Source organism: Janthinobacterium goodfellowi, assembly GCF_051380695.1.
In the GTDB taxonomy this organism is placed as follows: Bacteria; Pseudomonadota; Gammaproteobacteria; order Burkholderiales; family Burkholderiaceae_D; genus Janthinobacterium.
In genome coordinates, this window is the sequence record NZ_JBNYXN010000003.1 from 759,696 (window position 1) to 785,646 (window position 25,951).

The following is a 25,951-nucleotide window of genomic DNA, read 5'->3' on the forward strand; positions in this document are numbered from 1 at the left end:
AGCGCGGCAAGGGGCAGCCTGAAAAGGATAAAAACAGCGTGGGAACTACAGTGAGGCGGCAGGCGGGCCGCGCACGGGCGGCAGGACGAGGGCGGCGACGGGCGCCAGGGTTGCGGGCACGAGGGCCAGCAGGCGGTACGGCAGTAACTGGGCGGGTGGCTCGCTGATGGCCGGCGGCACGGCGACGTCGGCCACTTTGTCGATGACGGTGGCGCACAGCGCGCACTCTTCCGCGTCGAGCGTCGTCTTGTGCAGGTGCGAGGCGGCCGTCGACAGCAGGAACACGAGGGCCAGCGCACTGAACAGCGCCACGCACAGCCGCCACGGCGTGCGCGCGAGGGCGGACGCCGGGTAAGGCTTGCGGGATGGCTGGCGGGAAGACATGGGCGCATAGTAGCAAGAAAATCGCCGCCTTGTCAGCGCTTGTTGCGTCATTTGCGCTAGAGCGGGCTTACAGGGTGGCGCGCAGGTCGCGCGGCGACAGGCCGTAATGCTGGCGGAAACGGGCCGCGAAGCGCGAGGGCGAGGCATAGCCGCAGGCGGCGGCGATGTCGCCGATGGGTAAGATGCCAGATTGCAATTCCTGCAAGGCCAGTCCCAGCCGCACATCTTCCAGGATGGCGCGGAAGTGCCGCTGTTCCAGGGCCAGTTGGCGGCGCAGGGTGGAGGCGCCCAGGTGCAGGTGGCTGGCGACCTTGGCCACGCTCCAGTCGGCGCCCGGGTCCAGCAGCAGCACTTGCTGCACGCGCGCGGCCAGCGGATCGCGGCGGTCCAGCAGCAGCGGGCCGCAATGGCCGCCCAAGGCCAGGGCCAGCAGCAAGCCTTCGGCCTGGTGCGCCAGCAGCGCGGGCGGTGTGCTGCTCGCCAGGCTGGCCGTCAGCTGGTCCCAGGCCAGCGCCGCGTGCGGGTCGAGCGGCACGCACAGGCTGGCCGTGGCTGCCTGGTGCAGCTGAGTATCGACGAGGCCGCCATGGCGCACGCGGAAACGGGCGATCAGGGCCGGCGAAAAACTCAGCACTTCCGCCCGGTAGCCTTGCGCGCCGGGCAGGTTGGCCACGCCCAGTTCCTGTCCCGCCGGCATCAGCACCACATCGTGCATGCCGGCGCGCGCCTGGCGCGCCCCCCATTCCAGCAGCTTGGTTCCCTGCCGCACGCGGCACAGGGCGCTCTGGAAGACGGGCACGCGGCGCAAGGTTTGCGCGCGGCGCGCTTCGATGGTGCCGTGGGCGATGCGCAGCTCGCTCAAGGCCACCGCTTCCATGTCATCTGCCATACAGTCCCGTCAGCTGTGCCTTGCCCAGTGCGTTGGCATTGAGCATGTAGCCGAGCATGGCGCCGCTGGCGTGCCGATCCAGCGCCAGCTTGTCTGTTTTCAGGGCCCACACCGTGATCTGGTAGCGGTGGGCCTTGTCGCCCGGTGGCGGGCAGGCGCCGCCGTAGGCGCTGTCGCCGTAATCGTTGCGCCCTTGTACGGCGCCGGCCGGCAAGGTGGCGGTTGTCGTTCCCGCAGGCAAGGACGTGGTGCTGGTTGGCACATTGAACACGCTCCAGTGCCACCAGCCGCTGCCCGTGGGCGCGTCGGGATCGTACAGGGTGATGGCGTAGCTTTTGGTGCCGGCCGGCGCGTTGCTCCACGACAATTGCGGCGACAGGTTGCCGCCCGTGCAGCCGAAGCCCTGGAATACTTGCGCGCTCGCCAGGCTCTGGCCGGGGGCGATGTCGGTGCTGGTCACCGTGAAATCGGCGGCGTGCGCGCCCAGGTGAAGAGCGAGGCCCAGCGTGGCGGCGAGGAAGCGGGAGGCGGTCATAATTTTCCTTTCGATAAGTATAGGGGAAAGTGTATGTCGCGCAACATAACGCCGCGATGCCGATGCGCTCGCTGATGGTGCCGAAACGCTCGTTTTTATCCGAATCCGCCGTTGCCATGAGCATGTTGTTCGATTCCTTCCTTTCTTGCTGCGCGTGATTTTCCCTGCGGGGCTTTCATGCTATCGTTCCGCAGCCTAAATTTCCCAAAGTTTCCATGTCCCGACGCCCGATCAAGTGGTTGCTCAGCAAACTGCACCTGTACGTGGGCCTGTGGTTCGGCGCCCTGTTCGTCCTGCTGGGCTTGACGGGTTCCGCCATCGCCTGGATGCCGGAGCTCGACGCATATCTGAATCCCAACTTGTTGCAGGCGAGCACGCCCGCGCCCGGCCAGGTGTTCCAGGTGACGCCGCGCACGCTGCAGGCGGTGGTGGATGGGCTTACGGCCGACCCCGCCTACGGCAAGCCGAGCCAGCTCAATCCGCCCGCCGACGCGCGCGACGTGTATGTGGCCTCGTACCGCCAGCCAAGCAAGCCATCCCTCTTCAGCCAGGCCATCGTGCGCCAGGTGATGGTCGACCCCTACACCTTGCAAGTCAAAGGCGAGCGCGACTGGGGACGCTTCGGCCTCTCGCGCCCCTTGTTCATGTCGGGCATGTTTCATTTGCACCGCTATTTATTGTCCGGCGACGTGGGCAAGACCATCACGGGGATTTCTGGCGTGGCCCTGCTGCTGATGGCCCTGAGCGGCATCTATCTGTGGTGGCCGCGCCTGCAGTGGACGGCGATCAGGCGCGCCCTGACCGTGTCGCATGGCGGCTCCTGGCCGCGCTTTAATTACACGATGCACAAGGCGGCCGGCTTTTTTGCCGCGCCCGTGCTGGCCATGCTCGCCTTTTCCGGCATCTATTTCAATTTGCCGCAATTGATCGTGCCCCTGGTGGAGCTCGTGTCGACGGTGCCGGACACGGCAAAACTCAAGAATGTGCAGCAGGACGGCGCCGTGCTCGATGCGGGCGCCGCCATGGCCGCCGCGCAGCAGCTGTATCCGCAGGCGCGCGTGTCGCGCATCGTGCTGCCGGCCAAGAAGGACCAGCCATACGACGTGCGCGTGCGCCAGCCCGGCGAAATCGCCGAGGGCGACGGCGCCACGCGCATCACCCTGGACGCGCGCAGCGGCTTGCCCCTGCGCATACGCGATCCCTTGCGGGCGCCGGCCGGAGACGTTTTCCTGGGCTGGCAATTCCCCCTGCATTCGGGCCAGGCCTTTGGCGTGGCCGGGCGCGCCTTCATTACGCTGTTCGGCCTGATGCCCTTGCTGTTCCTGCTGACGGGGACCCTGGTGTGGTGGAAACGGCGGCGCGGCAAAAAATAGCTGCGCTCAAACCGTTGCCGGGAAAGTTGCTATCATCATAGTATTTTCCGGCAGATCCGCTGTCCGGACCCACCCGCACAAGGACCAGCATGAGCAATCCCGAGATCACCGTAGCAATGTTGAATGAACGCGGCACGGGCCGCCTGCCCGGCCACCTGGGCATCGTCATCACGGCCGTGGGCGACGGCCAGCTGACGGCGGAATTGCCCGTGCTGCCCCACCTGCTGGCGCCGAATGGCTATCTGCACGCGGGCAGCGTGGTGACCCTGGCCGACACGGCGTCCGGCTATGGCTGCATCGTCAACCTGCCCGAGGGCGCGACGAACTTCACCACCATCGAGCTGAAATCGAACCACCTGGGCACGGCCCGCGAAGGCACGCTCACCTGCACGGCCAAGGTCGAGCACAAGGGCCGCAACACGCAAGTGTGGGATGCTGTGGTGAAAAGCAAGGAAACGGGCAAGACGATTGCCCTGTTCCGCTGCACGCAGATGATTCTGTATCCGAAATAAGCCGGTAGGTCGGGTTAGCAGCGGCGCTGCGTAACCCGACATTTCCTTATAGCCTGACCCAGTTACCTTTATACAAGATTGGTCCCGTCGGTCCGTCCGGATTCGGCGAACCGCCCTTTGGCTCCAAGGTGACGGCCAGCAAGGCCACGTCGTTGCCGATGGCGCGCTGGGACAGGGCCAGTTTCACGTTGCCCTTGTCGGCGAGTAAACCCAGGGAGCGCGGGTTGCCGCTCTTCGGCACGGCCCACAGTTCCAGGTCGCGGTCGGCCGGCACGCGCGCGTTGCCCACCATGCGCACCTCGAGCGCGCCGTGGCGGCTGTCGGCCGTCAGCAGCAATGCTGTTTGCGCCTTCTCGTCCGTCAGGCTGGCGACATAGCTGATCTGCGGCGCGTCCATCACGCGCGTGGCCACGACGATCACCAGCAGCGCGGCGATGGCGCTCGACGCCATGCCCAGGCCACGCCAGAACGACAGCGAATCGAGGAACAAGGACCAGCCGCCCTGCGGCTTCAGGTGCAGGCGCTGCTCGATCTGCTGCCACACGCGCTTGGGCGGCGCCACGGGCGTGGCGAATTCCGCCATCGGTTCCAGGCGCTGGCGCCATTCGGCCGTGATATTGCGCAAATCGGCGTCGTTGTGCAGCCAGCCTTCGAAACGCCGCCGCGCGCCCCCTTTCAGGGTGCCCAGCACGTATTCGGACGCCAGTTTCTGGCGCAGGGTGTCATTGCCGCGGATATTCATGATGCCTCCCGTTTCGCCAGGCACGTGCGCAGCCGTTCCAGGCTGCGGCGTATCCACGTCTTCACGGTGCCGATCGGCAGCGACATCTGCTGCGCCACTTCGCTGTGCGACAGGTCGTGATAAAACGCCAGGGCGACCACCTGCCGGTGCAGCCCTTCCAGGGCGGACATGCAAAACGCCAGCGCCTTGGCGTCACCGCTCATCTGCAGTGATTCGATCGGCGTGGCCTGGGGGTCTCGGAGTGCATTCATGACTTCGCTATCAAACTGTTCGGCATCGATTTCCACGGTATCGTCGCTGCGCCGCAGCACATCGAACGCCTTGTTGCGCACGATGGTGGCCATCCAGGTCATCGGCGCGGCCAGATGGCTCTGGTAAGCGGCGGCGTTGTTCCAGATGGCGACAAAACCTTCTTGCAAGGCTTCTTCAGCGAGCTCTTGCTTATGCAATATACGCAGCGCGAAGCCAAACAGTTTCGATGATGTGGAGTTATATAGCTGGCGGAACGCGGTGGCGTCCTTGTTCCCGGTGGCAAGCAGCCAGGCTTTCAGTTGCTGCGGGTCGAGCGATTGAGCGGCTGGGGACACGGCTGGCTTTCACAAGGTGAGTGGGATCACGCTTGTGAAGGTTATAACAAGTTGGCAAGCTTTAGCAACAAGGTTTTGTATGGTGCCGGGGGACTGGATCAGCCGGCTATCGCCGTTTCGAGCAACTTGTGCAGTTCGGCAAATTCCGGCTTGCCCACATAGCGCTTGAGGATCTTGCCCTGCTTGTCGAGCACGAAGGTGGTGGGCGTGAGGGCCACGTCGCCATAGGCCTTGGCCGCCTCGCCCGTCACGTCGAGCGCCACCTTGAACGGCAGCTGGCGCGTTTCGGCGAAGTTCAGCACGTAGTTGGCCGGATCGTATTTCATGGCCACGGCCACGAATTCCAGGCCCTGCCCCTTGTACTTGTTGTAGGTGTCGACCATTTCCGGCATTTCCGCCACGCAAGTGGTGCACGAGGTGGCCCAGAAATTGACCATCACCACCTTGCCGCGCAGGCTGTTTGACGTGATTTTCTCGCCATGGATGCCGTGGAAGGTCACGTCCGGCGCGCTTTGCTTGTCGTTCAGCGACAGATAGCCGGCTGCCGCCACGCCCGCCACGAAGACGGCGATCAGGGCTGGCTTGATCCAGGACTTGCTTGCGGATGGCGAAGTTGACATGGCGAAGTTGAAATAAGTTACTTGGGTAGCGCGACGATGCGTCCATTATAGACGCATCGTCAGTCTGGCGCCGTAGGCCGGATGGGGGAGTACGCTTACTGCTGTACCGTATCGCTGACCGTGCTGGTCGTGCGCTGCTGCGGCGGATCGGGCTGCAATTGCTTCAGTTCCGCTTCCGAGATGTAGTCGAACAGCTTGACCACTTTCTGCACGCCGCCCACGCCGCGCGCCACATCGGCCGCGACCGTGCCTTCGCGCTGGGTCACGCGTCCCATCAGGAAGACGGTGGCGTTTTCCGTGACGACCTTGAACGAGGCGGCCGAGATGGTTTTCATGTCGACCAGGCTGGCCTTGACCTTGGTGGTGATCAGCGCGTCGTTCGAGCGCGAGGTATAGCTGGCCGGGCCGGCGATGATCAATTCATTGGCCACCGATTCCACGCCTTCGATGTTGCGCACTTCGCGCTCGACGGCATTTTTCATCGCCTCGTCGCGCACTTCGCCCGTCAGCAGGACGCGGCGGTTGAAGCTGGTGACATTCACGTGGCCCACGTCGCCGACGATGGAGGGGATGCGCGATTCGCCTTTCAGGGCGATCGACTTGTCTTCGGTCTGGGCGCCCAGGGTGCGGCGGTCCGCCGCGGCAACGCCGCCCATCACCGCGCCGCCGACCATCAATTCGATGCAGCCGGTGAGCGAAGTGAGCATGGCGCCGCACAGCAGTGCGGTGGCCAGCGGGCGTTGTACGCGTTTCCAGCCTGGGCCAGTACCGAATTTAGTCATTCACGTCTCCTCCGAATAGCGCGACGTCGATGCCGTCGCAGATGCAATGTATGGTGGTCAGATGGACTTCCTGGATGCGCGCGGTGCGCTCGGCCGGCACGCAGATATGCACGTCGGCGTCCGTCAGCATCTTGCCGATGGCGCCGCCGTCCTTGCCCGTCAGCGCCACGACGCGCATTTCGCGCTCGAGCGCCGCTTCCACGGCAGCCATCACGTTGGCCGAATTGCCCGACGTGGAGATGGCCAGCAGGATGTCGCCGGCCTGGCCGAAGGCCTGCACCTGCTTCGAGAAGATCTCGCGGTAGCTGTAGTCGTTGGCCACGGCCGTCAGGATCGAGGTATCCGTCGTCAGCGCCAGGGCCGGCAGCGGAAAGCGCTCGCGTTCGAAGCGTCCCACCAGCTCGGCCGCGAAATGCTGGCAGTCGGCGGCGGAACCGCCGTTGCCGCACGCCAGGATTTTGTTGCCGTTGGACAATGCATAAAACATCAGGTCGATCGCCTGCGCAATGGGTTGCGCCAGTACGGTAGCGGCCTGGATCTTGAGTTCGGCACTTTCGTGGAAGTGCGAGAGGATGCGTTGATTATTCATAGTCTGCCGATTATAGTGCAGGCGCGCGGCATGGCGGACAAGCACTGTTAAAAATGCTTACATATCGAGGATGTTCTTCAGCCAGCTGATGCGTCCGCCGTCGATGGCCAGCGCGTCGAAGCGGCACGGCGGCACGGTTTTTTGCCCCAGCAGCCAGGTTTGCGCGGCCACCACCATGCGCCGCTGCTTGGCTGGCGTGATGCTGGCCAGGGCCCCGCCGAAGGCCGCACTGCTGCGCAGCCGCACTTCGACGAAGACGATGGACGGCCCGTCGCGCATGATCAGGTCCAGCTCGCCGCCCTTGCACAGATAATTGCGTTGCAGCAGCACCAGGCCTTGCAGCAGCAGATACGCGAGCGCATCGTCTTCCCCCTGCCGTCCCCGTTCCCGTTTGTTCCAGAAGGGCGGCATGGCGGTGTCCTTATTGTCCAGGCGGCGCGGCCGGTGGAGCCGGCGGCCAGGTGCCCAGCACGCCCTGCTGGTAGGTGGCGGCTTGTTCCGTGCGTTCGAACACGCTTTGATCATTCTCAAAGCGCACGGCCAGGCGGCCCGTCACGCCGTCGAGCGTGAATGGCGTGTTCGGCCGCAGCGCCACTTCGCGCGCCACGCGGAAGGCGTCGATGCCCAGCGCGTACAGGCGTTCCATGTCGGCCGTCAGGCGGCGTTCGGCTGGCTGCTCCGGCTGCGGATACACCATCACTTGCGGATGGTCGCGCTGCACTTGCCAAGGCAGGTCCAGCAGGCGTGCGCCGTCGAGCTCGGGGCCGCTGGCGCCGCGCCCGGCGCCGGGGTTCAGTGACGAGGTGCCATACAGGGGCAGATCGCTGCCGATGGCCACGCGCAGCTGGCGCGCCTGGTCGGCGTCGAGCGCGGCAAACAGCAGGCCCGGCGGCGTGGCGGCCAGGCGCGCGCGCAGCTGCACCAGTTCCGCATCACTGAGGTAGCCATTCGTGGCCGTCAAGTCCATCACATCGACTTTGCCGCCCTGGCGCAGCCATTCCTGCTTGAAGGCGGCGCTGATGCGGCGCTGCGAGGGGGAACCGGCCGACAGGATCAGCGCGCTGGCGCCAGGCTGTTCGCTGGCGGCCCAGGCGGCGACCTGGCGCGCTTCCGCCTCGATCGACAGGCCCATCACCAGCAGCTTGGCCGGCAGGCGCGCCTCGCCGCGGTTGTCCGGGTGGTTCAGGGCGATCGTTGGTTTACGCACCAGATCGCTGTTCGCCACGGCCGTGACGGCCGAGCGCGACAACGGCCCGACGACGATATCCTGTTCTTCCTGTGCCTGCGCAAATTTGTTCAGCACGTCGGTGCTGCCGTCGCCCGTGTCGATCACCGTCACTTCGAAGCCGCTGCGGTCGCGCTCATACGCGGCCATGAAGCCGGCGCGCAGTAGTTCGGCGGCCGGGCCCAGGGACGGGGAGCGCAGCGGCAGCAGCAGGCCGATATGGTGGACCTGGCCGTCGGACGGTGCCGGCGCCGTGGCGGCCGGCATGTCCTGCGGCGTGCCCGTGGCCGGCTTGGTGTTGATGGGCGCCAGCGGCGCGCCATTGCCGTCGTAGGCGGTAATATCGGGCACGGCCACGGCAAACGTCACCGGTTCGGGCGCGGGTGGCTTGGGCGGCATGGGCGGCGGCAGCGGCTTCGGTGGCGGCAGCGCCCTTGTGTTAGATTCAATAGGCGCGCACAATTGCCCGGGCGCGTCGCAAGGCGTGCTGCAAGCGCTCAGCATGCCGGTCGCGGCACAAACAAGCAGTAACTTCACACTATTAGCAAGCATTTAACCTCCAAAATGACCGTACAAGAAATCAGTTCCATCGCCAGCCTGCCCATCATGACAGAGGCGGCGCACCAGGTCTATCCTATCGCAACATTGTATATAGTGGCCACGCCCATCGGTAATGTGACCGATATCAGCCTGCGCGCGTTGCACTTGCTGAGCCTTGCCGACGCCGTCGCCTGTGAAGATACGCGCAACACGGCGCACCTGCTGACGCGCTTTGGCTTGAACAAGCCGTTAATTGCGGCGCATCAACATAACGAACGCGAAGTGGCACAGACCCTGATCGCCCGCCTGCACGCGGGCGAGCGCATCGCCCTCGTTTCCGATGCGGGCACGCCCGCCGTGTCCGACCCCGGTGCGCGCATCGTCGACGCCGTGCGCGCGGCGGGACTGCGCGTGCTGCCCCTGCCCGGCCCGTCGGCGGCGATCACGGCCATTTCCGCCAGCGGCCTGTTGAATGACCAGTTCTACTTTGTCGGCTTCCTGCCGGCCAAGGCCAAGCAGCGCGAAAACATGCTGCACAGCCTGCGCGGCGTGACCGCCACGATGGTGTTTTATGAAGCGCCGCACCGCATCCTCGATTGCGCCACGGCCCTGGCCGAAGCCTTCGAGCCGACGCGCCAGGTGGTGTTCGCGCGCGAACTGACGAAACTGTTCGAGGAAATCCACCGCTGCCCCCTGTCGGAAGCGGAAAGCTGGATCCGTGCCGACGCGCACCGCGAAAAGGGAGAGTTCGTCGTCCTGCTCGAAGGCGCCACCGAAGCGCAGGATGCGGAAGATGTGGAAGCGGAACGCATCCTGAACATTCTATTGGCCGAATGCAGCGTCAAGCAGGCGGCGAATCTGACGGCGCAAATCACGGGGCGCAAGAAAAACGCCCTGTATGAGCGGGCGCTGCAGTTGAAGGGGCAGGCATAAATTTATCGGGCATACCCAAGCGGATGTGTTATTAAATCATTACCACTTGCAGCCGCTATCCTTCTTGTCGAGCAACATCAACACGGGCGCCAGCAAGCCTGCGCCCGCATAGGCGGTGCGGCAATCGCCGCGCTTGCCTTGGGCGATGTCGCGCGCCAGCTGGGTTTCCGTTTGCAGGGGCTTGTCGGGGATTTGCCCCACGGCCGTGCCCACCTTGGACGGGTCGCGCTCGCCCGCCATCTTGCGCGCCGTGCGTTTGGCCGCTTCCATGTCGAATTTTGGCGTCTCCGGTGTTTCTTGCCTGAAGGTATCGGGACTGGCCGCCGGGGTGGCCGGTGAGGCCGTAACGACCGTGATGGCTTGCGGGCTGGATTCTTGCGCCGTGGCTGCCGCCGGTTTTTCCCGGGCAGCGGCGGGCTTCGGCTTGCTGATGGGCTTGGGTTCGCGCTTCGCCTTGACCACCTCGACGGGCGGCGGCGGGGGCTTGGCGGCGAGCGGACGTATCCACACGGCGATCGATTCCACGCGCGGGGCCGTGTCCGGCGGCACAGGCGGCTGGACGTGGCGCCACAGATAGATCAAGGCGCCATGCAGCAGCAAGGACACGGCGATGCCCAGCACGATGCCGCGGTTTGTCGGCATGGGCCGGCCGCCGTCGCTTCTTTCTATCCTGAAATCCATTGCCGTCGTCGCCTTCATGTCTGATCGGGAAAACTTGCAAACTTAGTGTCGCATACTTGTATCGTTTTGAAAAATACATGGGTCCCAGTGCCGCGCGTAAATAATTTACACAGAGTTTCACCTGACCCTTGACCGAAGTCGATACGGCCTGTATTATCTTGGTCTTCGGAGTGTGGCGCAGCCCGGTAGCGCACCTGGTTTGGGACCAGGGGGTCCAAGGTTCGAATCCTTGTACTCCGACCAAATTTGTAGAAAAAAACCCAAGAGTTTCGGCTTTTGGGTTTTTTTTCGTCTGTACGGTTCGGGTAGGTCGACGTAGGTCGGATTAACGCGCAAGCGCGTAATCCGACAACACCAGGATCATGGCCAACATTGTTGTCGGGTTACGCGCTACGCGCTAACCCGACCTACGCCGCGACGCGCTTTGCCGCAATGGCATTGCCGGCGCGGCTCGAACCCTTGCGTCCCAGCTGCTGCGCAATGAACTGCCCCGCATCGACCACCAGGTCCAGGTCGATGCCGGTGTCTATCCCCAGTCCCTGCATCATGTACAGCACGTCCTCGGTGGCCACGTTGCCGGTGGCGCCCTTGGCGTAGGGGCAGCCGCCCAGGCCGGAGACGGACGAGTGATAAATAGCAATGCCTGTTTCCAGGCTGGCGTAGATGTTCGCCAGCGCCTGGCCGTAGGTGTCGTGGAAGTGGCCGGACAGGCCGCCCACGTGGAAAGCCGCGATGGCGCGTTCCATCACCGCCTGCGTCTTTCTCGGCGTGGCCACGCCGATGGTGTCGGCGATGTCGATCTCGTCGCAACCGAGGTCGCGCATGCGGCCCACGACGTCGGCCACGGCGTCGAGCGGCACGTCCCCCTGGTAGGGGCAGCCGAAGGCGCAGCTGATGCTGCCGCGCAGGCGCAAACCGTGTTCCTTGGCCGCCTTGGCCACGCCTTCGAAGCGGGCGATCGATTCGGCGATCGAGCAATTGATGTTCTTTTGCGAGAACGCCTCGGAGGCGGAACCGAAGATCACCACTTCATCGGCCTTCGCCGCCAGCGCCGCCTCAAAGCCCTGCATGTTCGGCGTCAGCGCCGAATAAATGGTGCCTGCGCGGCGCGCGATCTTTTCCATCACTTCCGCGCTGGTGGCCATCTGCGGCACCCATTTCGGCGAGACGAAGGACGCCGCCTCGATATTGGCGAAGCCGGCCAGGGTCAATCGGTCGACCAGCTCGATCTTGACGGCGGCGCTGATGGTGTCCTTCTCGTTTTGCAGGCCGTCGCGCGGACCCACTTCGACGATCTTGACCTGCTTGGGCAAACTGGTAGTAGGGTTCATCTCAATATCCTTGCAAACGGTTGACGATGCCGGCGACGGAGTCTCCGGCGTGCAGGCGGCGCATCTTGGCGGCGATCTGCGCCACGCTTTCGCGACGCAGGGTGGCGGCCGAAATATGCGGCGTGATGGTGATGCGCGGTTCTTGCCAGAACGGGTGCTGCTGCGGCAGCGGCTCGTTGCGGAACACGTCCAGGGTCGCCCCGGCGATATGCCCGGAGCGGATCAGGGTCAGCAGATCCGGTTCGGCCAGATGCGCGCCGCGCGCCACGTTGATGATGTAGGCGCCCGGCAGCAGCATCGACAGGCGGGCGCGGTCGAGCAGGTTGTGCGTGTCCGGCGTGAGCGGCAGCATGCACACGAGCACGCGCGTGCCGCGCAAGAAGGCTTCCAGCCCTTCCTCGCCCGCGAAGCATTCGACGCCATCGATGTGCTTCCGGCTGCGGCTCCAGCCCCGCAGGGGGAATTCGAACTGCGCCAGTGTCTGCAACACGCGGGTGCCCAGCACGCCCATGCCCAGCACGCCGACGGGGAAATCCATCTTGTCGTACGCGGGCAGCGGCTGCCAGATGCCGGCGCGGCCCTGCGCCTCGTAGTCGTCGAAACGGCGGAAGTGGCGCAGCACGGCGTGGCTCACATATTCGGCCATCTGCACGCCCATGCCCGCGTCATCGAGGCGCACCAGCGGCACGTGCGCGGGCAGCGCCTCGCCGAATTTCAACAGCGCGTCGACGCCGGCGCCCGTATTGAAGATGGCTTTGACGTTGGCCAGCTCGGGCAGCATGGCGGCCGGCGGCTGCCACACGACGGCGTAGTCGCAGGGCGCGACCGCCTCGCCTTCGCGCCAGAAGTGGATTTCAGCTTCGGGCAGCAAGTCTTTAAAATCGGCGATCCACGCCGCTTCCTTGCCATCCGAACGTTGTAAAAGGATGCGCATCGTGGCAGCCTCTATGCGGCAGCCTTGAAGGCCAGCAGCGGCGCGCCATCGGCCACCTGGTCGCCGACCGCATACAGCACGTCTTCCACCAGGCCGTCGTGCGGCGCGGCGATCGTGTGCTCCATCTTCATCGCTTCCATGATGACCAGCGGTTCGCCCTTCTTGACATCCTGGCCTTTGTTGACCAGCACGGCGACGACCTTGCCCGGCATCGGCGCCGTCAGGCGCCCGCCCTCCGCTTCCACTTCGCCCGCATGGGCCATCGGGTCGCTGTAGTGCAGCGTGTAGTGCAAGCCGCTGGTGAATACATGGAACTGCTCGCCGTCGCGCAGCACCGTGCCGTGCACGGCACGCTCGCCGAGCTTGATGTGCAGTTCGTTGCCTGTGCGCGCCGTCAAGGTGAGAGGCTGGCCGTTGAACAGCCAGCCATCGGTTTTGTAGGCGATGCGCGCGGCATAGGCCTTGCTGTCGCTGGCCAGCGCGAATTCATCGGCGAACGACAGGCTGCGCCCCAGTGTGCTGTTCAAGCGCCAGCCCAGGGCATTGCCCCACGGGTCGGCGCGGTTGGCCGACTGCGCTTCGGCGGCCGTTTTCTCTTCCAGCAGCAGGGCGACGGACGCCAGCGCCAGGGCCGTGTCGGGCGCCGCCTGCAGGGCGGGGAACAGCGACGCTTGATTGCGCTCGATTAGGCCCGTATCGAGATCGGCCGAGCTGAATGCCTGGCCTTCGACCAGGCGTTTTAAAAAGGCGATATTGCTGGCCAAGCCCACGATCTGGTAGTCGGCCAGCGCCTGCGCCATGCGCGCCAGCGCTTCGCGGCGATCCGCGCCCCAGACGATCAGCTTGGCGATCATCGGGTCGTAGAACGGCGAGATGGCGTCGCCTTCGCGCACGCCCGAATCGATGCGCACGGACGCGGGAACCACCGTGCCGCCCAGTTCGAACGTGACGGCCGAAGGCGACTGCATGTGGCGCAGGGTGCCGATCGACGGCAGGAAGCCCTTTTCCGGGTTTTCCGCGTAGATGCGCGCCTCGATGGCGTGGCCGTGGATCGTCAATTCGCTTTGTTTTTTCGGCAGCGGCTCGCCAAAGGCGACGCGCAACTGCCATTCCACCAGGTCGGTGCCGGTGATCATTTCCGTCACCGGATGTTCCACCTGCAGGCGCGTGTTCATCTCCATGAAGTAGAACGAGCCGTCCTGGTTGGCGATGAATTCCACCGTGCCCGCACCGACATAACCGACGGCCTTGGCGGCGGCGACGGCCGCCTCGCCCATGGCCGCGCGGCGCTCGGCCGGCATGCCCGGCGCCGGCGCTTCTTCCAGCACTTTCTGGTGACGGCGCTGCACCGAGCAATCGCGCTCGAACAGGTAGATGCAGTTACCGAGCGTGTCGGCAAACACCTGGATTTCGATATGCCGCGGACGTGACAGGTATTTTTCGGCCAGCACCTTGTCGTCGCCGAAAGAGCTGATCGCTTCGCGCTTGCACGAAGCCAGCGCCGCCTTGAAGTCGGCGCTGTTTTCAATAACGCGCATGCCCTTGCCGCCGCCGCCGGCGGATGCCTTCAGCAGCACGGGATAGCCGATCTTGTCTGCCTGGCCGTGCAGGAAGTCCGCATCCTGTTCCTCGCCGTGGTAGCCGGGCACCAGCGGCACGTTGGCTTTTTCCATCAGCGACTTGGCGGCCGACTTCGAGCCCATGGCGCGCATGGCGGATGCCGGCGGGCCGATGAAGACCAGGCCTGCAGCCTGGCAGGCGTCGGCAAAGTCGGCGTTCTCGGACAAAAAGCCGTAGCCGGGGTGGATCGCCTGCGCACCCGTGGCCAGGGCCACGGCGATGATCTTGTCGCCGCACAGATAGCTTTCCTTGGCCGGCGCGGGGCCGATCAGCACCGCTTCGTCGCACACGGCGACGTGCTTGGCGTTGGCGTCCGCTTCCGAATATACGGCGACGGTCTGGATGCCCATGCGGCGTGCGGTAGCGGCGACACGGCAAGCGATTTCGCCGCGGTTGGCGATCAGGATTTTAGTGAACATGGTCTCTCTCTATTCTCTCAAAGGGGCAGCTGTCTCTTAATGGACCTGTTCTGCTGGCTTGTCGGCTTACGCGCTGCGCGCTAAGCCGACCTACGGATGGTGATGCCGGATAGCGTAGGTCGGGTTAGCCGGCACGGCGTAACCCGACAAGGCTGTCATCAGCAGCCGCACTTCTCTTTCTGCACCGAGTCCAGCATGGCGCCGCGCGTCTGCAAGCCCAGTTTGTTCAACAGGGTGCGGTCGTCTTCCGCTTCCGGGTTGTCGGTGGTGAGCAGCTTGTCGCCATAGAAAATGGAGTTGGCGCCGGCCAGGAAGCACATCGCCTGCACGGCTTCGCCCATCTGGCGGCGGCCGGCCGACAAACGCACGCGCGCCTTCGGCATGGTGATGCGGGCCACGGCGATCGTGCGCACGAATTCGAACGGGTCCAGCGCTTCCAGGCCATACAAAGGCGTGCCTTCTACCTGCACCAGGTGGTTGACGGGCACCGATTCCGGATACGGGTTCAGGTTCGCCAGCTGGGCGATCAGGCCCGCGCGCTGCAAGCGCGTTTCGCCCATGCCGACGATGCCGCCGCAGCACACTTTCAGGCCCGCTTCGCGCACGCGGCCCAGGGTGTCCAGACGGTCCTGGTATTCGCGCGTGGAGATGACGTTGTCGTAGAACTCGGGCGCCGTGTCCAGGTTATGGTTGTAGAAGTCCAGGCCAGCGTTTTTCAGGCGGTCCGCCTGTCCCTCTTCCAGCATGCCCAGGGTGGCGCAGGTTTCCAGGCCCAGTGCTTTCACTTTGCTGACCATCTCTTCGACTTTTTCCATGTCGCGCTCTTTCGGGCTGCGCCAGGCGGCACCCATGCAGAAGCGCGTGGCGCCGTTGGCTTTCGCCTGGCGGGCCGCGTCGAGCACCGTGTCGATGTCGAGGATTTTTTTCGCTTCCACACCCGTGTCGTAGCGAGCCGCCTGCGGGCAGTAGCCGCAGTCTTCCTCGCAGCCGCCCGTCTTGATCGACAACAGGGTCGCCAGTTCCACGTCGCCGTCGGGGAAATTGACGCGGTGGGTTTGCTGGGCCTGGAACATCAGGTCATTGAATGGCAGGTCGAACAGGGCCAGCACGTCGGCGACGGGCCAGGTGGCCGCTTCCGGCACGGTGATGCGCGCCGTTGGGCGGTGCAGTTCGACGGTTTTTGCTGCTTCTTGGACTACAGACATGGTGATTCCTTCGCTTCTATTTTTGGATACGTTTAAGTGTTGGGATGCTGCGCCGGCCAGTTGGGCAAGCCGGTGAAATCGAGATACGCGGCCGCCGCTTCCGCGCTGGGCTGCGCCAGGCGCGGCACCCTGCCCAGCAGCGGCGCCGGGATGCGCTCGATCAGCGCATCGATATTTTCGTCGAGGAAGCGCATTTCCACTTCCAGTGTGTTGGCGACCCAGCCGATGACCGTCAGGCCGCGCGCTTCGATGGCTTCCACCGTCAGCAAGGCCTGGTTGATGCAGCCCAAACGCATGCCGACCACGAGGATCACGGGCAGGTCGAGCTGCTGCGCCAGGTCGGCCGAGTCGAAACCTGGCGACAGCGGCACGCGGAAACCGCCCACGCCTTCGACCACGACGGCGTCCGAGGCGGCGGCGATTTCCAGGTAGGCGGCCAGAATCGGTACCGATTCGATGCTCACGCCTTCGAGCGCGGCGGCGATGTGCGGCGCGGCCGGTTCTTTCAGCATGTAGGGCGTGGTCAGGCTGCGCAGCATGGTGACGTTGCCGGCGGCGATCAGGCTGTCGGCGTCTTCATTATGCAGTTCGCCGTCGCGCATCTCGGCGCCGGCGGCCACGGGCTTCATGCCGCAGGCGCGCACGCCGCGCGCCACCAGCGCGTGCAGCAGGGCCGACGACGTCAGGGTCTTGCCGATTTCCGTGTCGGTGCCGGTGACGAAACAGGCAAAGCGCGAGGGCAGGCCGATGGCTGCCGGCGCCGGCTGCACGGCCGGCGCCAGGTCCGCCAGCACTTCCGCCACGATAGGGTCATCAAGGCTCATGGCGAGTCCTTTCCAGGGTGTTGACTGCGTTGATCAATTGCGCCACTTCCTGCGTCGTATGGCCGGCCGACAGGGTCACGCGCAGGCGCGCCGTACCGACGGGCACGGTGGGCGGGCGGATGGCGCCGACCCACAGGCCCTGTTCGTACAGGGTGGCGGCGATGGCCAGCATGTCCGCATTTTCGCCGATGATGACGGGCTGGATGGCGGTCACGGACGGCAAGGCTTGCCAGTGCTGCAGCTGCAAGCCTTCGTTCCATTGCGCCACCAGCGCCGCCAGGTGGGCGCGGCGCTGCCGGCCTTCTTCACCGGCGATGATGTCCAGGCTGGCCAGCAGCGCATGCGCGAGCGCGGGCGCGGCCGCCGTGGTGAAGATGTAGGGGCGGGCCTTCTGGATCAGCGTCTCGATCACGGCTTCATGCGCGCAAACGAAGGCACCGCCCACGCCGGCCGATTTGCCTAGGGTGCCCACGTAGACCAGATACGGCGAATGCAGGTCGAAGTGTTCCAGCGCGCCGCGGCCATTCTCGCCCAGCGCGCCGAAGCCGTGCGCGTCGTCGACCACCAGCCAGGCGCCATACTGCTCGCACAGGGCCAGCAGCGCGGGCAGCGGCGCCAGGTCGCCATCCATGCTGAAGACGCTGTCGGTGACGACGATTTTCGTTTTGGCCGTGCTGGCCGCCAGCAGGGCCGCGAGGGCGTCGAGGTCGGCGTGCGGATACACGCGCGTCTTGACGCGGGCCAGGCGCATGCCGTCGATCAGCGAAGCGTGGTTCAGCGCTTCCGAGAAAATCTCCGCGTCCGGATCGCCCGCCGCCAGGGCCGTGAGCACCGCCAGATTAGCCATGTAGCCCGTGCAGAAATACAGCGCGCGCGCCTGTTCCAGGTTGGCGCCGACAAACGCGGCCAGGCGCTCTTCCAGCAGCGCGTGGGCGCGGCTGTGGCCACTGATCAGGTGCGACGCGCCGCTGCCGGCGCCATACAGGTCGGCGCCCTCTTTCAGGGCATCGACGATGCGCGGATGCGACGCCAGGCCCAGGTAGTCATTGCTGCAGAAGGCCAGCATGTCGCGGCCATCGACCGTCAGGCGCGGCGCGCACGGCGTGTCGACGGTGCGGCGGCGGCGGATCAGGCTGCGCTCTTCCAGCCCCTGCAGCTGCTGCTTCAAGCGTGTGAGCAGTTCCATCTCAGGCTCCGATCACTTTGTTGAAGACGGCCAGCGTCTGCTGGCCCAGGCCCGCGATTTCGGCGTTGTCGAGGATGTAGGGCGGCATCAGGTAGACGGTCGAGCCGATGGGGCGCATCAGCAGTTCGTGTTCCAGCGCCGTGCCGAAGAAGCGGCGCGAAAAGTCGGGCGCCGCGTCGACCGCATCGAAGGCCCAGATCATGCCCTGCTGGCGGAAGTGTCTGACTTTTTCATGCCGCGCCAGCGGCGCCAGCGCTTGCGTGATCTTGGCGGCGCGTACGCGGTTGGCCGCCAGCACGTCGTCTTCCTCGAAGATGGACAGCGTCGCCAGCGCGGCGCGGCAAGCCAGCGGATTCCCCGTGTACGAGTGCGAATGCAGGAAGCCGCGGCGCACGTCGGTGCTGTAGAAGGCTTGATAAATATCTTCGCGTGTCATCACCAGGGACAGGGGCAAATAGCCGCCGCTGATACCCTTGGACAGACACACGAAGTCGGGCCAGATGCCGGCCTGTTCGCAGGCGAAGAAGGTGCCCGTGCGGCCGCAGCCGACGGCGATCTCGTCGAGGATCAAATGGACTTGATAGCGGTCGCACAGGTCGCGCACCAGCGACAGGTACAGCGGGTCGTGCATGGCCATGCCGGTGGCGCACTGCACCAGCGGCTCGATGATGATGGCGGCGATTCTGTCGGACTTTTCCTGGAACAGCCGTTCCACGTCGGCTGCCGCGCGGCGCGCCACGTCCTGCGCCGATTCGTTTTCGGCTGCCTGGCGGAAGTCGGGCGACATCACCGTCTGCGAGGCACGCAGCAGGGGACCGTAAGCATCCTTGAACAGGGCGACGTCCGTGACGGCCAGCGCGCCGATGGTTTCGCCGTGGTAGCTGCCCTTCAGGCACACGAATTCCTGTTTTTCGCTCTTGCCGCTGTTGCGCCAGGCGTGAAAACTCATTTTCAGGGCGATTTCCACGGCCGACGCGCCATCGGACGCGTAAAAGCTGTGACCAAGCACGCCGCCCGTCAAGGCGGAGAGCTTTTCCGACAGCTCGATCACCGGTTCATGCGTGAAACCGGCCAGCATCGCGTGTTCCAGGCGGTCAAGCTGGTCCTTCAGTTCCGCATTGATGCGCGGATTGGCATGGCCGAACAGGTTCACCCACCAGGAGCTGATGGCGTCCAGGTAGCGTCGTCCTTCATGGTCATACAGCCAGGCGCCGCGGCCATGGCTGACGGGGATGAGCGGTACAGTCTCGTGGTGCTGCATTTGCGTGCACGGATGCCACACGCTGCGCAGACTGCGTTCGACCCAGCCCGATTGTTTTTCTGCTTTCAAAACTGCTCCAATGATTTTCTTAATCCATGCGCTAGCCCATGAGCCAACCCGGCTTGCGCTTGTCGAGGAAGGATTGCACGCCTTCGCGTCCCTGCTCCGACGCGCGGATCTGCGCGATGCGCTCGGCGGTGTCCGCTAGCAGCGCGTCGTCGACGGGCTGGCCGGCGATCTCGCGCACCAGCGTTTTCGCTTGCGCCACGGCGTGCGGGCTGTTGCCCGTCAGGGCTTTCAGTACCTCGGCGGTTTTCGCGTCCAGCGCGCTTGCCTCGACTACCTCGTGGGCAAAGCCGATGCGCAGCGCTTCCTGGGCGGAGAATCGCTCCGCCGTCAGGAAATAGCGGCGTGCCGCGTTTTCGCCCATGGCCTTGATGACATACGGTGAAATAGTGGCCGGGATCAGTCCCAGCCGCACTTCGCTCAGGCAGAAATGCACGTCTTCCGCAACCAGAATGATATCGCATGCGGCGACGAGGCCCATGCCGCCCGCATAGCAGTCGCCCTGGATCTTCGCCACGACGGGTTTCGGACACAGGTAAATTGTGCGCAGCATCTGCGCCAGCTGCAGCGCGTCGGCCTGGTTTTCGGCATGCGTATAGCCGGCCATCTTCTTCATCCAGTTCAGGTCCGCGCCGGCGCAGAAGGCCGCACCATTCGCGGCCAGCACGATGGCGCGCACCATCTCGCTGCGCCCCAGCCCCTCGAAGGCGCGCGCCAGTTCGGCGATCGTCGTCTCATTGAAGGCATTGCGCACGTCGGGGCGGTTCAGGGTCACGGTGGCGACATTGCCTTCGATGACCAGCTTTAAGGTTTCAAATTCCATTCTCTTCTCCCTGAGTGCCGCTTACATGCGGAATACGCCGAACTTCGTGTCCGGGATTTCCGCGTTCAAGGCGGCCGACAGGCCCAGGCCCAGCACCATGCGGGTGTCGGCCGGGTCGATCACGCCATCGTCCCACAGGCGCGCGGTGGCGTAGTATGGGTGGCCCTGGTGTTCGTATTGATCCTTGATCGGCTGCTTGAAGGCCGCTTCCTCGTCCGCGCTCCACTCGCCGCCCTTGCCTTCGATGCCGTCGCGCTTGACGGTCGCCAGCACGGACGCCGCCTGGTCGCCGCCCATGACGGAAATGCGCGCATTGGGCCACATCCACATGAAGCGGGGAGAGAACGCGCGGCCGCACATGCCGTAGTTGCCGGCGCCGAAGCTGCCGCCGATGATCACCGTGAATTTCGGCACGGCCGCCGTGGCGACAGCGGTCACCATCTTGGCGCCATTGCGGGCGATGCCCTCGTTTTCGTATTTGCGGCCCACCATGAAGCCCGTGATGTTTTGCAGGAAGACCAGCGGGATCTTGCGCTGGCAGCACAATTCGATGAAATGCGTGCCTTTCAAGGCCGATTCGGAGAACAGGATGCCGTTGTTGGCGATGATGCCGACTTTGACGCCATAGATGTGCGCAAAGCCGCAGATCAGGGTGGTGCCGTAGCGCGCCTTGAATTCGTCGAAATCGCTGCCGTCGACGATGCGCGCGATCACCTCGCGCACGTCGAACGGCTTGCGCGTATCGACGGGGATCACGCCATACAGTTCCTGCGTCGGGTATGTCGGTTCGACGGACTCGCGCAGCGCCATTTGCTGCGGCTTGGTGCGGTTCAAATTCGAGACGATGGTGCGCGCCAGCGACAGCGCGTGTAAATCGTTCTGCGCCAGGTGGTCGACCACGCCGGACAGGCGCGTATGCACGTCGCCGCCGCCCAGGTCTTCGGCCGTCACCACTTCGCCCGTGGCAGCCTTCACCAGCGGCGGGCCGCCGAGGAAAATCGTGCCCTGCTCCTTGACGATGATCGATTCGTCGCTCATGGCTGGCACGTAGGCGCCGCCCGCCGTGCAAGAGCCCATCACGACGGCGATTTGCGGGATGCCCTTGGCCGACAGATTCGCCTGGTTGTAGAAAATGCGGCCGAAATGGTCGCGGTCGGGGAAGACGTCGTCCTGATTCGGCAGGTTGGCGCCGCCCGAGTCGACCAGGTAGATGCACGGCAGGTTGTTCTGGTCGGCGATTTCCTGGGCGCGCAAATGCTTTTTCACCGTCATCGGGTAATACGTGCCGCCCTTGACGGTGGCGTCGTTGCAGACGATGACGCATTCCTGGCCCGAGACGCGGCCGATGCCGGTGATGATGCCGGCGCTAGGGGCCGCATCGACGCCCTTGGCGTCCTGGTACATGGCGTAGGCCGCCATCTGGGAAAACTCGAGGAAGGGCGTGCCGGGATCGAGCAGCATCTGGACTCTGTCGCGCGGCAGCAGTTTTCCCCGCGCCAGGTGCTTGGCGGCCGCCGTTTCGCCGCCGCCGGCCGCGATCTTTTCCACCTTGTCGCGCAAATCGTCGACGATGGCTTGCATGGCCGCGGCATTGGCCTTGAAATCTTCACTGCGCGGATTGAGTTTGCTTTCGATGTGCGGCATTGCGGTTCCTTTTTATTATCGCCCGGTCTCTCGGGTCGCGCTATTCGGGAAAACTGCCGTCGAGATAAAACCAGCGCAGGGCACCACCGCCCTCGCCCGCCTCGCGCACGAAGCGGCTTACCTCATGCAGGCGGTGCGCGCGGCCGTTGACCTTGTAGCGGGCCACGAATTCGACGGTATCGCGGTGTATCTCTTCGGCTTGATCTGCTGATTCTGCTTTACGTTGACGTAAACGTAAAGCAGATTTTACCTCAAGTCCCAGCCAGTGGACTTTTTCTTCGTCGGCAAACAAGGCGTCGGCGGGACAGGTGCTGGCATGCCAGGTGGCGCGCAGATACGCTTCATCGCGCAAGGTAAACGCCGTGTAGCGCGAGCGCATCAGGGTTTCGGCCGTGGGCGGCACGGCATCGCCCGCGATATACGGGCCGCAGCAGCTGGCGTAGGAGGCGCCGCCACAGGGGCAGGCGGACAATTTCGAGGGTGTGGACATGCGCTGGCAGACAGGAACATAAAAGTTCCGCAATTATCCGCCATATCGGCAGCAGCGCGTGCGCGCCGCCTTGGCGGCTATTTTTTCGGACTGAGGAAGTCCAGCGCGAACGGCGGCGCCTTGCCCGCCATGAGATCGGCCAGGATGCGCGCCGTGCCGGCGGCAAAGGTAAAGCCCAGCGGGCCATGGCCCACGTTGAGCCACAGATTCGCAACTTTGCTGGCGCCCACCAGCGGCGCGCTGTTCGGCGTGGCGGGGCGCAGACCGGCCCAGGCCGTGGCCTGGTCGTAGTCGGCACCGCGCGGCATGGCTTCGCGCGCCAGCCGCGTCAGGCCGGCGATGCGGTTCCAGTCGATGCTGTTGTCGGCGCCCACCATGTCGACCATGGCGGCCACGCGCAGGTCGCCTTTGATGCGCGCATACAGCACCTTGCGCTCGAAATCCGTGATGCTGATCTCGGGCGCCTTGTCTTGCGCGCGGATGGGGGCCGTCAGGCTGTAGCCTTTCAGCGGATACAGAGGCAGGTAGACGCCCGCCGTGGCGGCCAGGTCGCGGCTCTGGATGCCGGCCGCCAGCACGTAGTGGTCCGCTTGCAGCACGCCCAGGCTGGTGTCGACGCCCGTGATCTTGCCCTTGTGCGTGACGAGACGGCGCGCCTCGCCTTTCAAGATGAGCGAACAATTCGGGTGCTGCAGCAGGCGCGCTTCCAGCGCCAGGCAAAAGGCGTGGCAATCGGCCACCGCCTCGCCTTCGGTAAAGATGCCGCCCGCCAACGCGCCCTGCAGGGCGGCCAGCGCCGGTTCGCGCTGCACGGCTTCCTGCGGCGACAGCACGACGCGCGCCTCTTCCGATTCGGGCCGGGCCACGGCCCGCTGGAAGATGGCGGGCGAGCGGTAGACGATGAGCTTGCCGGCATCGCGCCAGGCATACGCTTCTGGCGGCACCGTCAGTTCCAGCTGCGCCATGCCGGCGCGGCTCCATTCGCCCAGTTGCAGCAGCTTGGCCGTCGTGCGGGCATTGCTGGCTGCATTGCAATTGCGCAGGAAGCTGGCCAGCCAGCGCCATTGGCGCCAGTCCCCCTCGGGACGGAAGCGCAGCGGGCCATCTTTCTGCAGCAGCCATTGCAGGGCTTTCAAGGGCACGCCCGCGTCCGCCAGCGGTGCCACATAGCGATAGCTGAGCTGGCCGCCATTGCGGTAGCTGGCGGCGATCGCCACTTGTTCATTGCGTTCCAGTACTGTGACCTTGTAGCCGGCCTCGGCCAGCCACCAGGCCGATGTCAGACCGACGACGCCGCCGCCGATGATGATGACGTGTTGCTGCATGTTGCCTCGCTGCGTTGCGCTCCCATGGTGCGGGAGCATTCGATGAGAGCTTAGAGGCTGGCCATCACGTGAGCCAATGAAACATCATGGTGCAGCCATAACTTTCAGGAATGCACTATTTCAGTGCAATGATTCATGTTTGTCAATCGCACCACGGTACAGAGTGGTGAGTATCAATTCCTCGCTGCGCCCCATGGCGGAATATGTGCCCGGATAACGTTCGGGATCGCTGCCCGTGCCGCCCACCAGCATCACCATGCCATTCCTGTGCTTGAAATCGAGCACGAAAGCGGAGACGAGGCCATACGCGTCGCCCAAATGGCCGACCGCATGAAAACTGGCGCCCTCGACCAGGCCGTTGCCCTGCCCCGCCACCGCATCGAACTGCTGGTTGCCCAGGCCCCAAGCGCGGTACAAGCCCCGTTCGCTGTTGCCATTGTGAGCGTCTGGCGCCAACTGCCACTGCCGGCCAAACATCAGGGCGATGCTGGCTGGCTGCAATAGCTGCTGATTCTGGTAGCGGCCGCCGTCGAGCAGCATCTGCATGACGGTGCCCAGTCCGGCGGCGGAGATGCGCAAGCCGCCTGTGGGACTGAAGACGGTGGCGTTGCTGCCGATCACATAGTTGGCCAGGCCGGTCGGTGGATGCTGGTCAAAATCGTCGGCCTGGGCGATCCACGGGCCGTGCGGCCGCCACTCTTCCGTACCGAGCGTGCGCTTGCGGTACAGGGTGGCCGTGTCCGCTATCTCGTCCGCGGTGAATGCCGCCGGATGGTAGCCGCCGCGCAACTGCATGGGATCGAGCAGCAAACGCCGCATCAGCAAGTCGAAGCGCTCGCCCGTGACTTTTTCCATCACGGTGCCGATTACGCCCCAGTTCAGGTTGGAATAGCTAAAGTAACTGCCGGGCGCCGCGCTGGAATCCCACATCGCGTCGCCGCCGGCCGTCAACACGTCGCGCAGGCTGCGTTCGGGGCCCCAGGCATAGCCGCCCGCGTCGCGCAGCGAGGACGTGTGGCTGAGCAGGCTGCGCAAGGTCACGGGCCGCTGCGGAAAGTACGGGTTGCGCAGGGAAAAGCCTAAATAAATGCCCACGTCCTGGTCCAGGCTCAGCTTGCCCTGCTCGACCAGCCGCATCAGGCCCAGGGTCGTCATCATCTTCGATACGGAAGCGATGCGGAACAGGGTGTCCGGCGTGACGGGCAGGTTCTCTGCCGGTGTGGCGCCGATGTGCCGGTAACCAAATTGTTGCTGATACGACACCTTACCATTGCGAATGGCCAGCACGGACAGGCTGGCCAGCGGGTGGGCAGCATCGTCGACGATGGCGGACAGGGTTGCATCGAGCGCAGGCTGCTGGTCCTTGCCGCTGCCGGGCGGGGCGGCCAACGCGCTCCAGGTCGTGCCCAGCAGCAGCAAGCCCAGCAAACCCGTCATTTTATTGTGCATGTTTCCCTGTGTCGCGATGTGGTGGAGGCATCGCCAGCATAGGGCGGGATCGTTTCCAAGGCCAATGAAAATTGCTTATTTATCTATAATGCAAAGCTATACGCACGGTAAAACATTGTTTTTTTAAATGTATAACCGTTATTTATGGTCATTTTCCATTTATTCATGGGTCGACGGGCTACGCGCAAGCGCCATCGCTATTACACTAGGAGGACAAGGAGAACTGTATGAGCCAGACCAGCGTAGAACTCAAGGTCGATTTAAATGACAATTCGCCTTTATATATGCAGATCGCCCGCAAGCTGAGCGATGACGTACGCAACGGCCGCTACCAGGTAGACCAGGCCCTGCCATCCGAACGTACCCTGTCCGAACTGCTCGACGTATCGCGCGTGACTGCCCGCAAGGCCATCGACCAGCTCGTCGAGCAAGGCCTCGTCGTGCGCCGCCGCGGTTCGGGCAACTATATTGCCCCGCGCATCGAGCAGCCGCTGTCGAACCTGTCGAGCTTTTCCGAGCAGCTGCAGCAGCGCGGCTATCGCCCCGGCTCGCGCTGGCTCAAGCGCGATGTCGTCATCGCCAGTAGCGATGAACAGCTGAGCCTGGGTCTGGCGCAAAACACGAAAGTGGCGCGCCTCGAGCGCTTGCGCCTGGCCGACGACGTGGTGATGGCGTATGAAGTGAGCGTGCTGCCCTTCAGCGTGGTGCCGGACCCGGCCGCCGTGGGCGATTCGCTGTATGAATACTTGAGCAGTATCAAGAAGGCCCCCGTGCGCGCCTTGCAGCACATCCGCGCCATGAATGCGACGGACGTGCTGGCCGAGCAACTGGGCATCCCCGATGGCCAGGCCGTGCTGTTCATCACGCGCATCGCCTACCTGGAAACGGGCGAGGCGGTGGAACTGACGCATTCGTATTGCCGCAGCGACCATTACGACTTCGTGGCGGAAATGCGCCGTTCTCCTTAATTCAGCTGCCTGAA

General features: G+C 64.5%; 27 protein-coding genes and 1 tRNA gene. 5 read left to right on the top strand and 23 right to left on the bottom strand.

Going from position 1 to position 25,951, the window contains the following annotated elements; all coding sequences use genetic code 11:
- Positions 1 to 45: 45 nt before the first annotated feature.
- From ACQ4WQ_RS15845 to ACQ4WQ_RS15855, 3 genes are all read right to left on the bottom strand, one after another.
- A complete protein-coding gene (locus tag ACQ4WQ_RS15845; protein WP_436498273.1) occupies positions 46 to 384 on the bottom strand; it encodes a hypothetical protein in 339 nt (112 codons plus the stop codon).
- A 67-nt stretch (positions 385 to 451) separates the two neighbouring features.
- Positions 452 to 1,273, bottom strand: a complete 822-nt coding sequence (locus tag ACQ4WQ_RS15850; protein ID WP_436498275.1) for a helix-turn-helix transcriptional regulator — start codon at positions 1,271 to 1,273, stop codon at positions 452 to 454.
- On the bottom strand, positions 1,263 to 1,808 hold the full coding sequence (locus tag ACQ4WQ_RS15855) for a YbhB/YbcL family Raf kinase inhibitor-like protein (protein WP_436498277.1): 546 nt from the start codon (positions 1,806 to 1,808) through the stop codon (positions 1,263 to 1,265). The genes ACQ4WQ_RS15850 and ACQ4WQ_RS15855 overlap by 11 nt, the downstream gene beginning before the upstream one ends.
- 215 nt (positions 1,809 to 2,023) lie before the next feature.
- On the opposite strand from ACQ4WQ_RS15855, the gene ACQ4WQ_RS15860 reads away from it, so the two are divergent.
- On the top strand, positions 2,024 to 3,181 hold the full coding sequence (locus tag ACQ4WQ_RS15860) for a PepSY-associated TM helix domain-containing protein (RefSeq protein WP_436498279.1): 1,158 nt from the start codon (positions 2,024 to 2,026) through the stop codon (positions 3,179 to 3,181).
- 89 nt (positions 3,182 to 3,270) lie between these two features.
- Positions 3,271 to 3,693, top strand: a complete 423-nt coding sequence (locus ACQ4WQ_RS15865) for a PaaI family thioesterase (RefSeq protein ID WP_436498281.1) — start codon at positions 3,271 to 3,273, stop codon at positions 3,691 to 3,693.
- 46 nt (positions 3,694 to 3,739) lie between these two features.
- On the opposite strand, the gene ACQ4WQ_RS15870 is transcribed toward ACQ4WQ_RS15865, so the two are convergent.
- The 7 genes from ACQ4WQ_RS15870 to ACQ4WQ_RS15900 all read right to left on the bottom strand — a co-directional run bounded on the left by ACQ4WQ_RS15870 (position 3,740) and on the right by ACQ4WQ_RS15900 (position 8,637).
- Entirely contained in the window at positions 3,740 to 4,435 is a 696-nt protein-coding gene (locus ACQ4WQ_RS15870; RefSeq protein ID WP_436498283.1) for an anti-sigma factor, read from the bottom strand.
- Entirely contained in the window at positions 4,432 to 5,022 is a 591-nt protein-coding gene (locus ACQ4WQ_RS15875; protein ID WP_070223198.1) for a sigma-70 family RNA polymerase sigma factor, read from the bottom strand. Before ACQ4WQ_RS15875 ends, ACQ4WQ_RS15870 begins: the two co-directional genes overlap by 4 nt.
- Before the next feature lie 98 nt (positions 5,023 to 5,120).
- Entirely contained in the window at positions 5,121 to 5,642 is a 522-nt protein-coding gene (locus ACQ4WQ_RS15880) for a peroxiredoxin family protein (protein ID WP_326456604.1), read from the bottom strand.
- Positions 5,643 to 5,737: 95 nt separating this feature from the next.
- The gene (locus ACQ4WQ_RS15885) at positions 5,738 to 6,424 is read right to left on the bottom strand and encodes a BON domain-containing protein (RefSeq protein WP_077398288.1); all 687 of its coding nucleotides are present in this window, start codon (positions 6,422 to 6,424) and stop codon (positions 5,738 to 5,740) included.
- Positions 6,417 to 7,013 carry a phosphoheptose isomerase gene (locus ACQ4WQ_RS15890; RefSeq protein ID WP_034752465.1) on the bottom strand — a complete coding sequence of 199 codons (597 nt, stop codon included), beginning with the start codon at positions 7,011 to 7,013 and terminating at the stop codon, positions 6,417 to 6,419. Before ACQ4WQ_RS15890 ends, ACQ4WQ_RS15885 begins: the two co-directional genes overlap by 8 nt.
- A 57-nt stretch (positions 7,014 to 7,070) precedes the next feature.
- A complete protein-coding gene (locus ACQ4WQ_RS15895; protein WP_436498286.1) occupies positions 7,071 to 7,424 on the bottom strand; it encodes a YraN family protein in 354 nt (117 codons plus the stop codon).
- Positions 7,425 to 7,434: 10 nt separating this feature from the next.
- On the bottom strand, positions 7,435 to 8,637 hold the full coding sequence (locus ACQ4WQ_RS15900; protein WP_436498288.1) for a penicillin-binding protein activator: 1,203 nt from the start codon (positions 8,635 to 8,637) through the stop codon (positions 7,435 to 7,437).
- A 165-nt stretch (positions 8,638 to 8,802) separates the two neighbouring features.
- Here ACQ4WQ_RS15900 and rsmI point away from each other — a divergent pair, with 165 nt between their 5' ends.
- Entirely contained in the window at positions 8,803 to 9,711 is a 909-nt protein-coding gene (gene rsmI, locus ACQ4WQ_RS15905; protein WP_436498290.1) for a 16S rRNA (cytidine(1402)-2'-O)-methyltransferase, read from the top strand.
- Between the two features lie 39 nt (positions 9,712 to 9,750).
- Here the strand turns inward: rsmI and ACQ4WQ_RS15910 are convergent, their stop codons facing one another.
- Entirely contained in the window at positions 9,751 to 10,353 is a 603-nt protein-coding gene (locus tag ACQ4WQ_RS15910) for a hypothetical protein (RefSeq protein WP_436498292.1), read from the bottom strand.
- Positions 10,354 to 10,558: 205 nt separating this feature from the next.
- Between ACQ4WQ_RS15910 and ACQ4WQ_RS15915 the strand changes: the two genes are divergently transcribed.
- Positions 10,559 to 10,635, top strand: a tRNA-Pro gene (locus tag ACQ4WQ_RS15915).
- A gap of 164 nt (positions 10,636 to 10,799) precedes the next feature.
- Here the strand turns inward: ACQ4WQ_RS15915 and ACQ4WQ_RS15920 are convergent.
- The 12 genes from ACQ4WQ_RS15920 to ACQ4WQ_RS15975 all read right to left on the bottom strand — a co-directional run bounded on the left by ACQ4WQ_RS15920 (position 10,800) and on the right by ACQ4WQ_RS15975 (position 24,969).
- Positions 10,800 to 11,723, bottom strand: coding sequence for a hydroxymethylglutaryl-CoA lyase (locus ACQ4WQ_RS15920; RefSeq protein ID WP_436498294.1), 924 nt, complete (start codon positions 11,721 to 11,723; stop codon positions 10,800 to 10,802).
- Position 11,724: 1 nt separating this feature from the next.
- Positions 11,725 to 12,657, bottom strand: coding sequence for a 2-hydroxyacid dehydrogenase (locus tag ACQ4WQ_RS15925; protein ID WP_436498296.1), 933 nt, complete (start codon positions 12,655 to 12,657; stop codon positions 11,725 to 11,727).
- Positions 12,658 to 12,668: 11 nt separating this feature from the next.
- On the bottom strand, positions 12,669 to 14,696 hold the full coding sequence (locus ACQ4WQ_RS15930; protein ID WP_326456611.1) for an acetyl/propionyl/methylcrotonyl-CoA carboxylase subunit alpha: 2,028 nt from the start codon (positions 14,694 to 14,696) through the stop codon (positions 12,669 to 12,671).
- 158 nt (positions 14,697 to 14,854) lie between these two features.
- Positions 14,855 to 15,901: a biotin synthase BioB gene (bioB, locus tag ACQ4WQ_RS15935; protein ID WP_326456612.1), complete on the bottom strand. Its 1,047-nt coding sequence runs from the start codon at positions 15,899 to 15,901 to the stop codon at positions 14,855 to 14,857.
- A gap of 32 nt (positions 15,902 to 15,933) precedes the next feature.
- On the bottom strand, positions 15,934 to 16,725 hold the full coding sequence (gene bioD, locus ACQ4WQ_RS15940) for a dethiobiotin synthase (protein WP_436498298.1): 792 nt from the start codon (positions 16,723 to 16,725) through the stop codon (positions 15,934 to 15,936).
- Positions 16,715 to 17,911, bottom strand: a complete 1,197-nt coding sequence (bioF, locus tag ACQ4WQ_RS15945; RefSeq protein WP_436498300.1) for an 8-amino-7-oxononanoate synthase — start codon at positions 17,909 to 17,911, stop codon at positions 16,715 to 16,717. The genes bioD and bioF overlap by 11 nt, the downstream gene beginning before the upstream one ends.
- Before the next feature lies 1 nt (position 17,912).
- On the bottom strand, positions 17,913 to 19,241 hold the full coding sequence (gene bioA / locus ACQ4WQ_RS15950; RefSeq protein WP_436498302.1) for an adenosylmethionine--8-amino-7-oxononanoate transaminase: 1,329 nt from the start codon (positions 19,239 to 19,241) through the stop codon (positions 17,913 to 17,915).
- Positions 19,242 to 19,272: 31 nt separating this feature from the next.
- A complete protein-coding gene (locus tag ACQ4WQ_RS15955; RefSeq protein ID WP_326456616.1) occupies positions 19,273 to 20,061 on the bottom strand; it encodes an enoyl-CoA hydratase/isomerase family protein in 789 nt (262 codons plus the stop codon).
- A 21-nt stretch (positions 20,062 to 20,082) separates the two neighbouring features.
- Entirely contained in the window at positions 20,083 to 21,705 is a 1,623-nt protein-coding gene (locus ACQ4WQ_RS15960; protein WP_436498304.1) for a carboxyl transferase domain-containing protein, read from the bottom strand.
- A gap of 40 nt (positions 21,706 to 21,745) precedes the next feature.
- Positions 21,746 to 22,195: a YchJ family protein gene (locus ACQ4WQ_RS15965; RefSeq protein WP_436498306.1), complete on the bottom strand. Its 450-nt coding sequence runs from the start codon at positions 22,193 to 22,195 to the stop codon at positions 21,746 to 21,748.
- 77 nt (positions 22,196 to 22,272) lie between these two features.
- Complete coding sequence (locus ACQ4WQ_RS15970) at positions 22,273 to 23,559, bottom strand: D-amino acid dehydrogenase (RefSeq protein WP_436498308.1); 1,287 nt, start codon at positions 23,557 to 23,559, stop codon at positions 22,273 to 22,275.
- Positions 23,560 to 23,640: 81 nt separating this feature from the next.
- Positions 23,641 to 24,969: a serine hydrolase domain-containing protein gene (locus tag ACQ4WQ_RS15975; RefSeq protein ID WP_436498310.1), complete on the bottom strand. Its 1,329-nt coding sequence runs from the start codon at positions 24,967 to 24,969 to the stop codon at positions 23,641 to 23,643.
- Between the two features lie 227 nt (positions 24,970 to 25,196).
- Between ACQ4WQ_RS15975 and ACQ4WQ_RS15980 the strand changes: the two genes are divergently transcribed.
- Positions 25,197 to 25,937: a GntR family transcriptional regulator gene (locus ACQ4WQ_RS15980; RefSeq protein WP_086147437.1), complete on the top strand. Its 741-nt coding sequence runs from the start codon at positions 25,197 to 25,199 to the stop codon at positions 25,935 to 25,937.
- Positions 25,938 to 25,951 lie beyond the last annotated feature (14 nt).

Bases quoted from the DNA above. Each gene is read 5' to 3' on its own strand.
- ACQ4WQ_RS15845 (WP_436498273.1), bottom strand. From the start codon at position 384: ATGTCTTCCCGCCAGCCATCCCGCAAGCCTTACCCGGCGTCCGCCCTC.
- ACQ4WQ_RS15850 (WP_436498275.1), bottom strand. From the start codon at position 1,273: ATGGCAGATGACATGGAAGCGGTGGCCTTGAGCGAGCTGCGCATCGCC.
- ACQ4WQ_RS15855 (WP_436498277.1), bottom strand. From the start codon at position 1,808: ATGACCGCCTCCCGCTTCCTCGCCGCCACGCTGGGCCTCGCTCTTCAC.
- ACQ4WQ_RS15860 (WP_436498279.1), top strand. From the start codon at position 2,024: ATGTCCCGACGCCCGATCAAGTGGTTGCTCAGCAAACTGCACCTGTAC.
- ACQ4WQ_RS15865 (WP_436498281.1), top strand. From the start codon at position 3,271: ATGAGCAATCCCGAGATCACCGTAGCAATGTTGAATGAACGCGGCACG.
- ACQ4WQ_RS15870 (WP_436498283.1), bottom strand. From the start codon at position 4,435: ATGAATATCCGCGGCAATGACACCCTGCGCCAGAAACTGGCGTCCGAA.
- ACQ4WQ_RS15880 (WP_326456604.1), bottom strand. From the start codon at position 5,642: ATGTCAACTTCGCCATCCGCAAGCAAGTCCTGGATCAAGCCAGCCCTG.
- ACQ4WQ_RS15885 (WP_077398288.1), bottom strand. From the start codon at position 6,424: ATGACTAAATTCGGTACTGGCCCAGGCTGGAAACGCGTACAACGCCCG.
- ACQ4WQ_RS15890 (WP_034752465.1), bottom strand. From the start codon at position 7,013: ATGAATAATCAACGCATCCTCTCGCACTTCCACGAAAGTGCCGAACTC.
- ACQ4WQ_RS15895 (WP_436498286.1), bottom strand. From the start codon at position 7,424: ATGCCGCCCTTCTGGAACAAACGGGAACGGGGACGGCAGGGGGAAGAC.
- ACQ4WQ_RS15900 (WP_436498288.1), bottom strand. From the start codon at position 8,637: ATGCCGCCCAAGCCACCCGCGCCCGAACCGGTGACGTTTGCCGTGGCC.
- rsmI (WP_436498290.1), top strand. From the start codon at position 8,803: ATGACCGTACAAGAAATCAGTTCCATCGCCAGCCTGCCCATCATGACA.
- ACQ4WQ_RS15910 (WP_436498292.1), bottom strand. From the start codon at position 10,353: ATGCCGACAAACCGCGGCATCGTGCTGGGCATCGCCGTGTCCTTGCTG.
- ACQ4WQ_RS15920 (WP_436498294.1), bottom strand. From the start codon at position 11,723: ATGAACCCTACTACCAGTTTGCCCAAGCAGGTCAAGATCGTCGAAGTG.
- ACQ4WQ_RS15925 (WP_436498296.1), bottom strand. From the start codon at position 12,657: ATGCGCATCCTTTTACAACGTTCGGATGGCAAGGAAGCGGCGTGGATC.
- ACQ4WQ_RS15930 (WP_326456611.1), bottom strand. From the start codon at position 14,696: ATGTTCACTAAAATCCTGATCGCCAACCGCGGCGAAATCGCTTGCCGT.
- bioB (WP_326456612.1), bottom strand. From the start codon at position 15,901: ATGTCTGTAGTCCAAGAAGCAGCAAAAACCGTCGAACTGCACCGCCCA.
- bioD (WP_436498298.1), bottom strand. From the start codon at position 16,725: ATGAGCCTTGATGACCCTATCGTGGCGGAAGTGCTGGCGGACCTGGCG.
- bioF (WP_436498300.1), bottom strand. From the start codon at position 17,911: ATGGAACTGCTCACACGCTTGAAGCAGCAGCTGCAGGGGCTGGAAGAG.
- ACQ4WQ_RS15955 (WP_326456616.1), bottom strand. From the start codon at position 20,061: ATGGAATTTGAAACCTTAAAGCTGGTCATCGAAGGCAATGTCGCCACC.
- ACQ4WQ_RS15960 (WP_436498304.1), bottom strand. From the start codon at position 21,705: ATGCCGCACATCGAAAGCAAACTCAATCCGCGCAGTGAAGATTTCAAG.
- ACQ4WQ_RS15965 (WP_436498306.1), bottom strand. From the start codon at position 22,195: ATGTCCACACCCTCGAAATTGTCCGCCTGCCCCTGTGGCGGCGCCTCC.
- ACQ4WQ_RS15970 (WP_436498308.1), bottom strand. From the start codon at position 23,559: ATGCTCCCGCACCATGGGAGCGCAACGCAGCGAGGCAACATGCAGCAA.
- ACQ4WQ_RS15975 (WP_436498310.1), bottom strand. From the start codon at position 24,969: ATGCACAATAAAATGACGGGTTTGCTGGGCTTGCTGCTGCTGGGCACG.
- ACQ4WQ_RS15980 (WP_086147437.1), top strand. From the start codon at position 25,197: ATGAGCCAGACCAGCGTAGAACTCAAGGTCGATTTAAATGACAATTCG.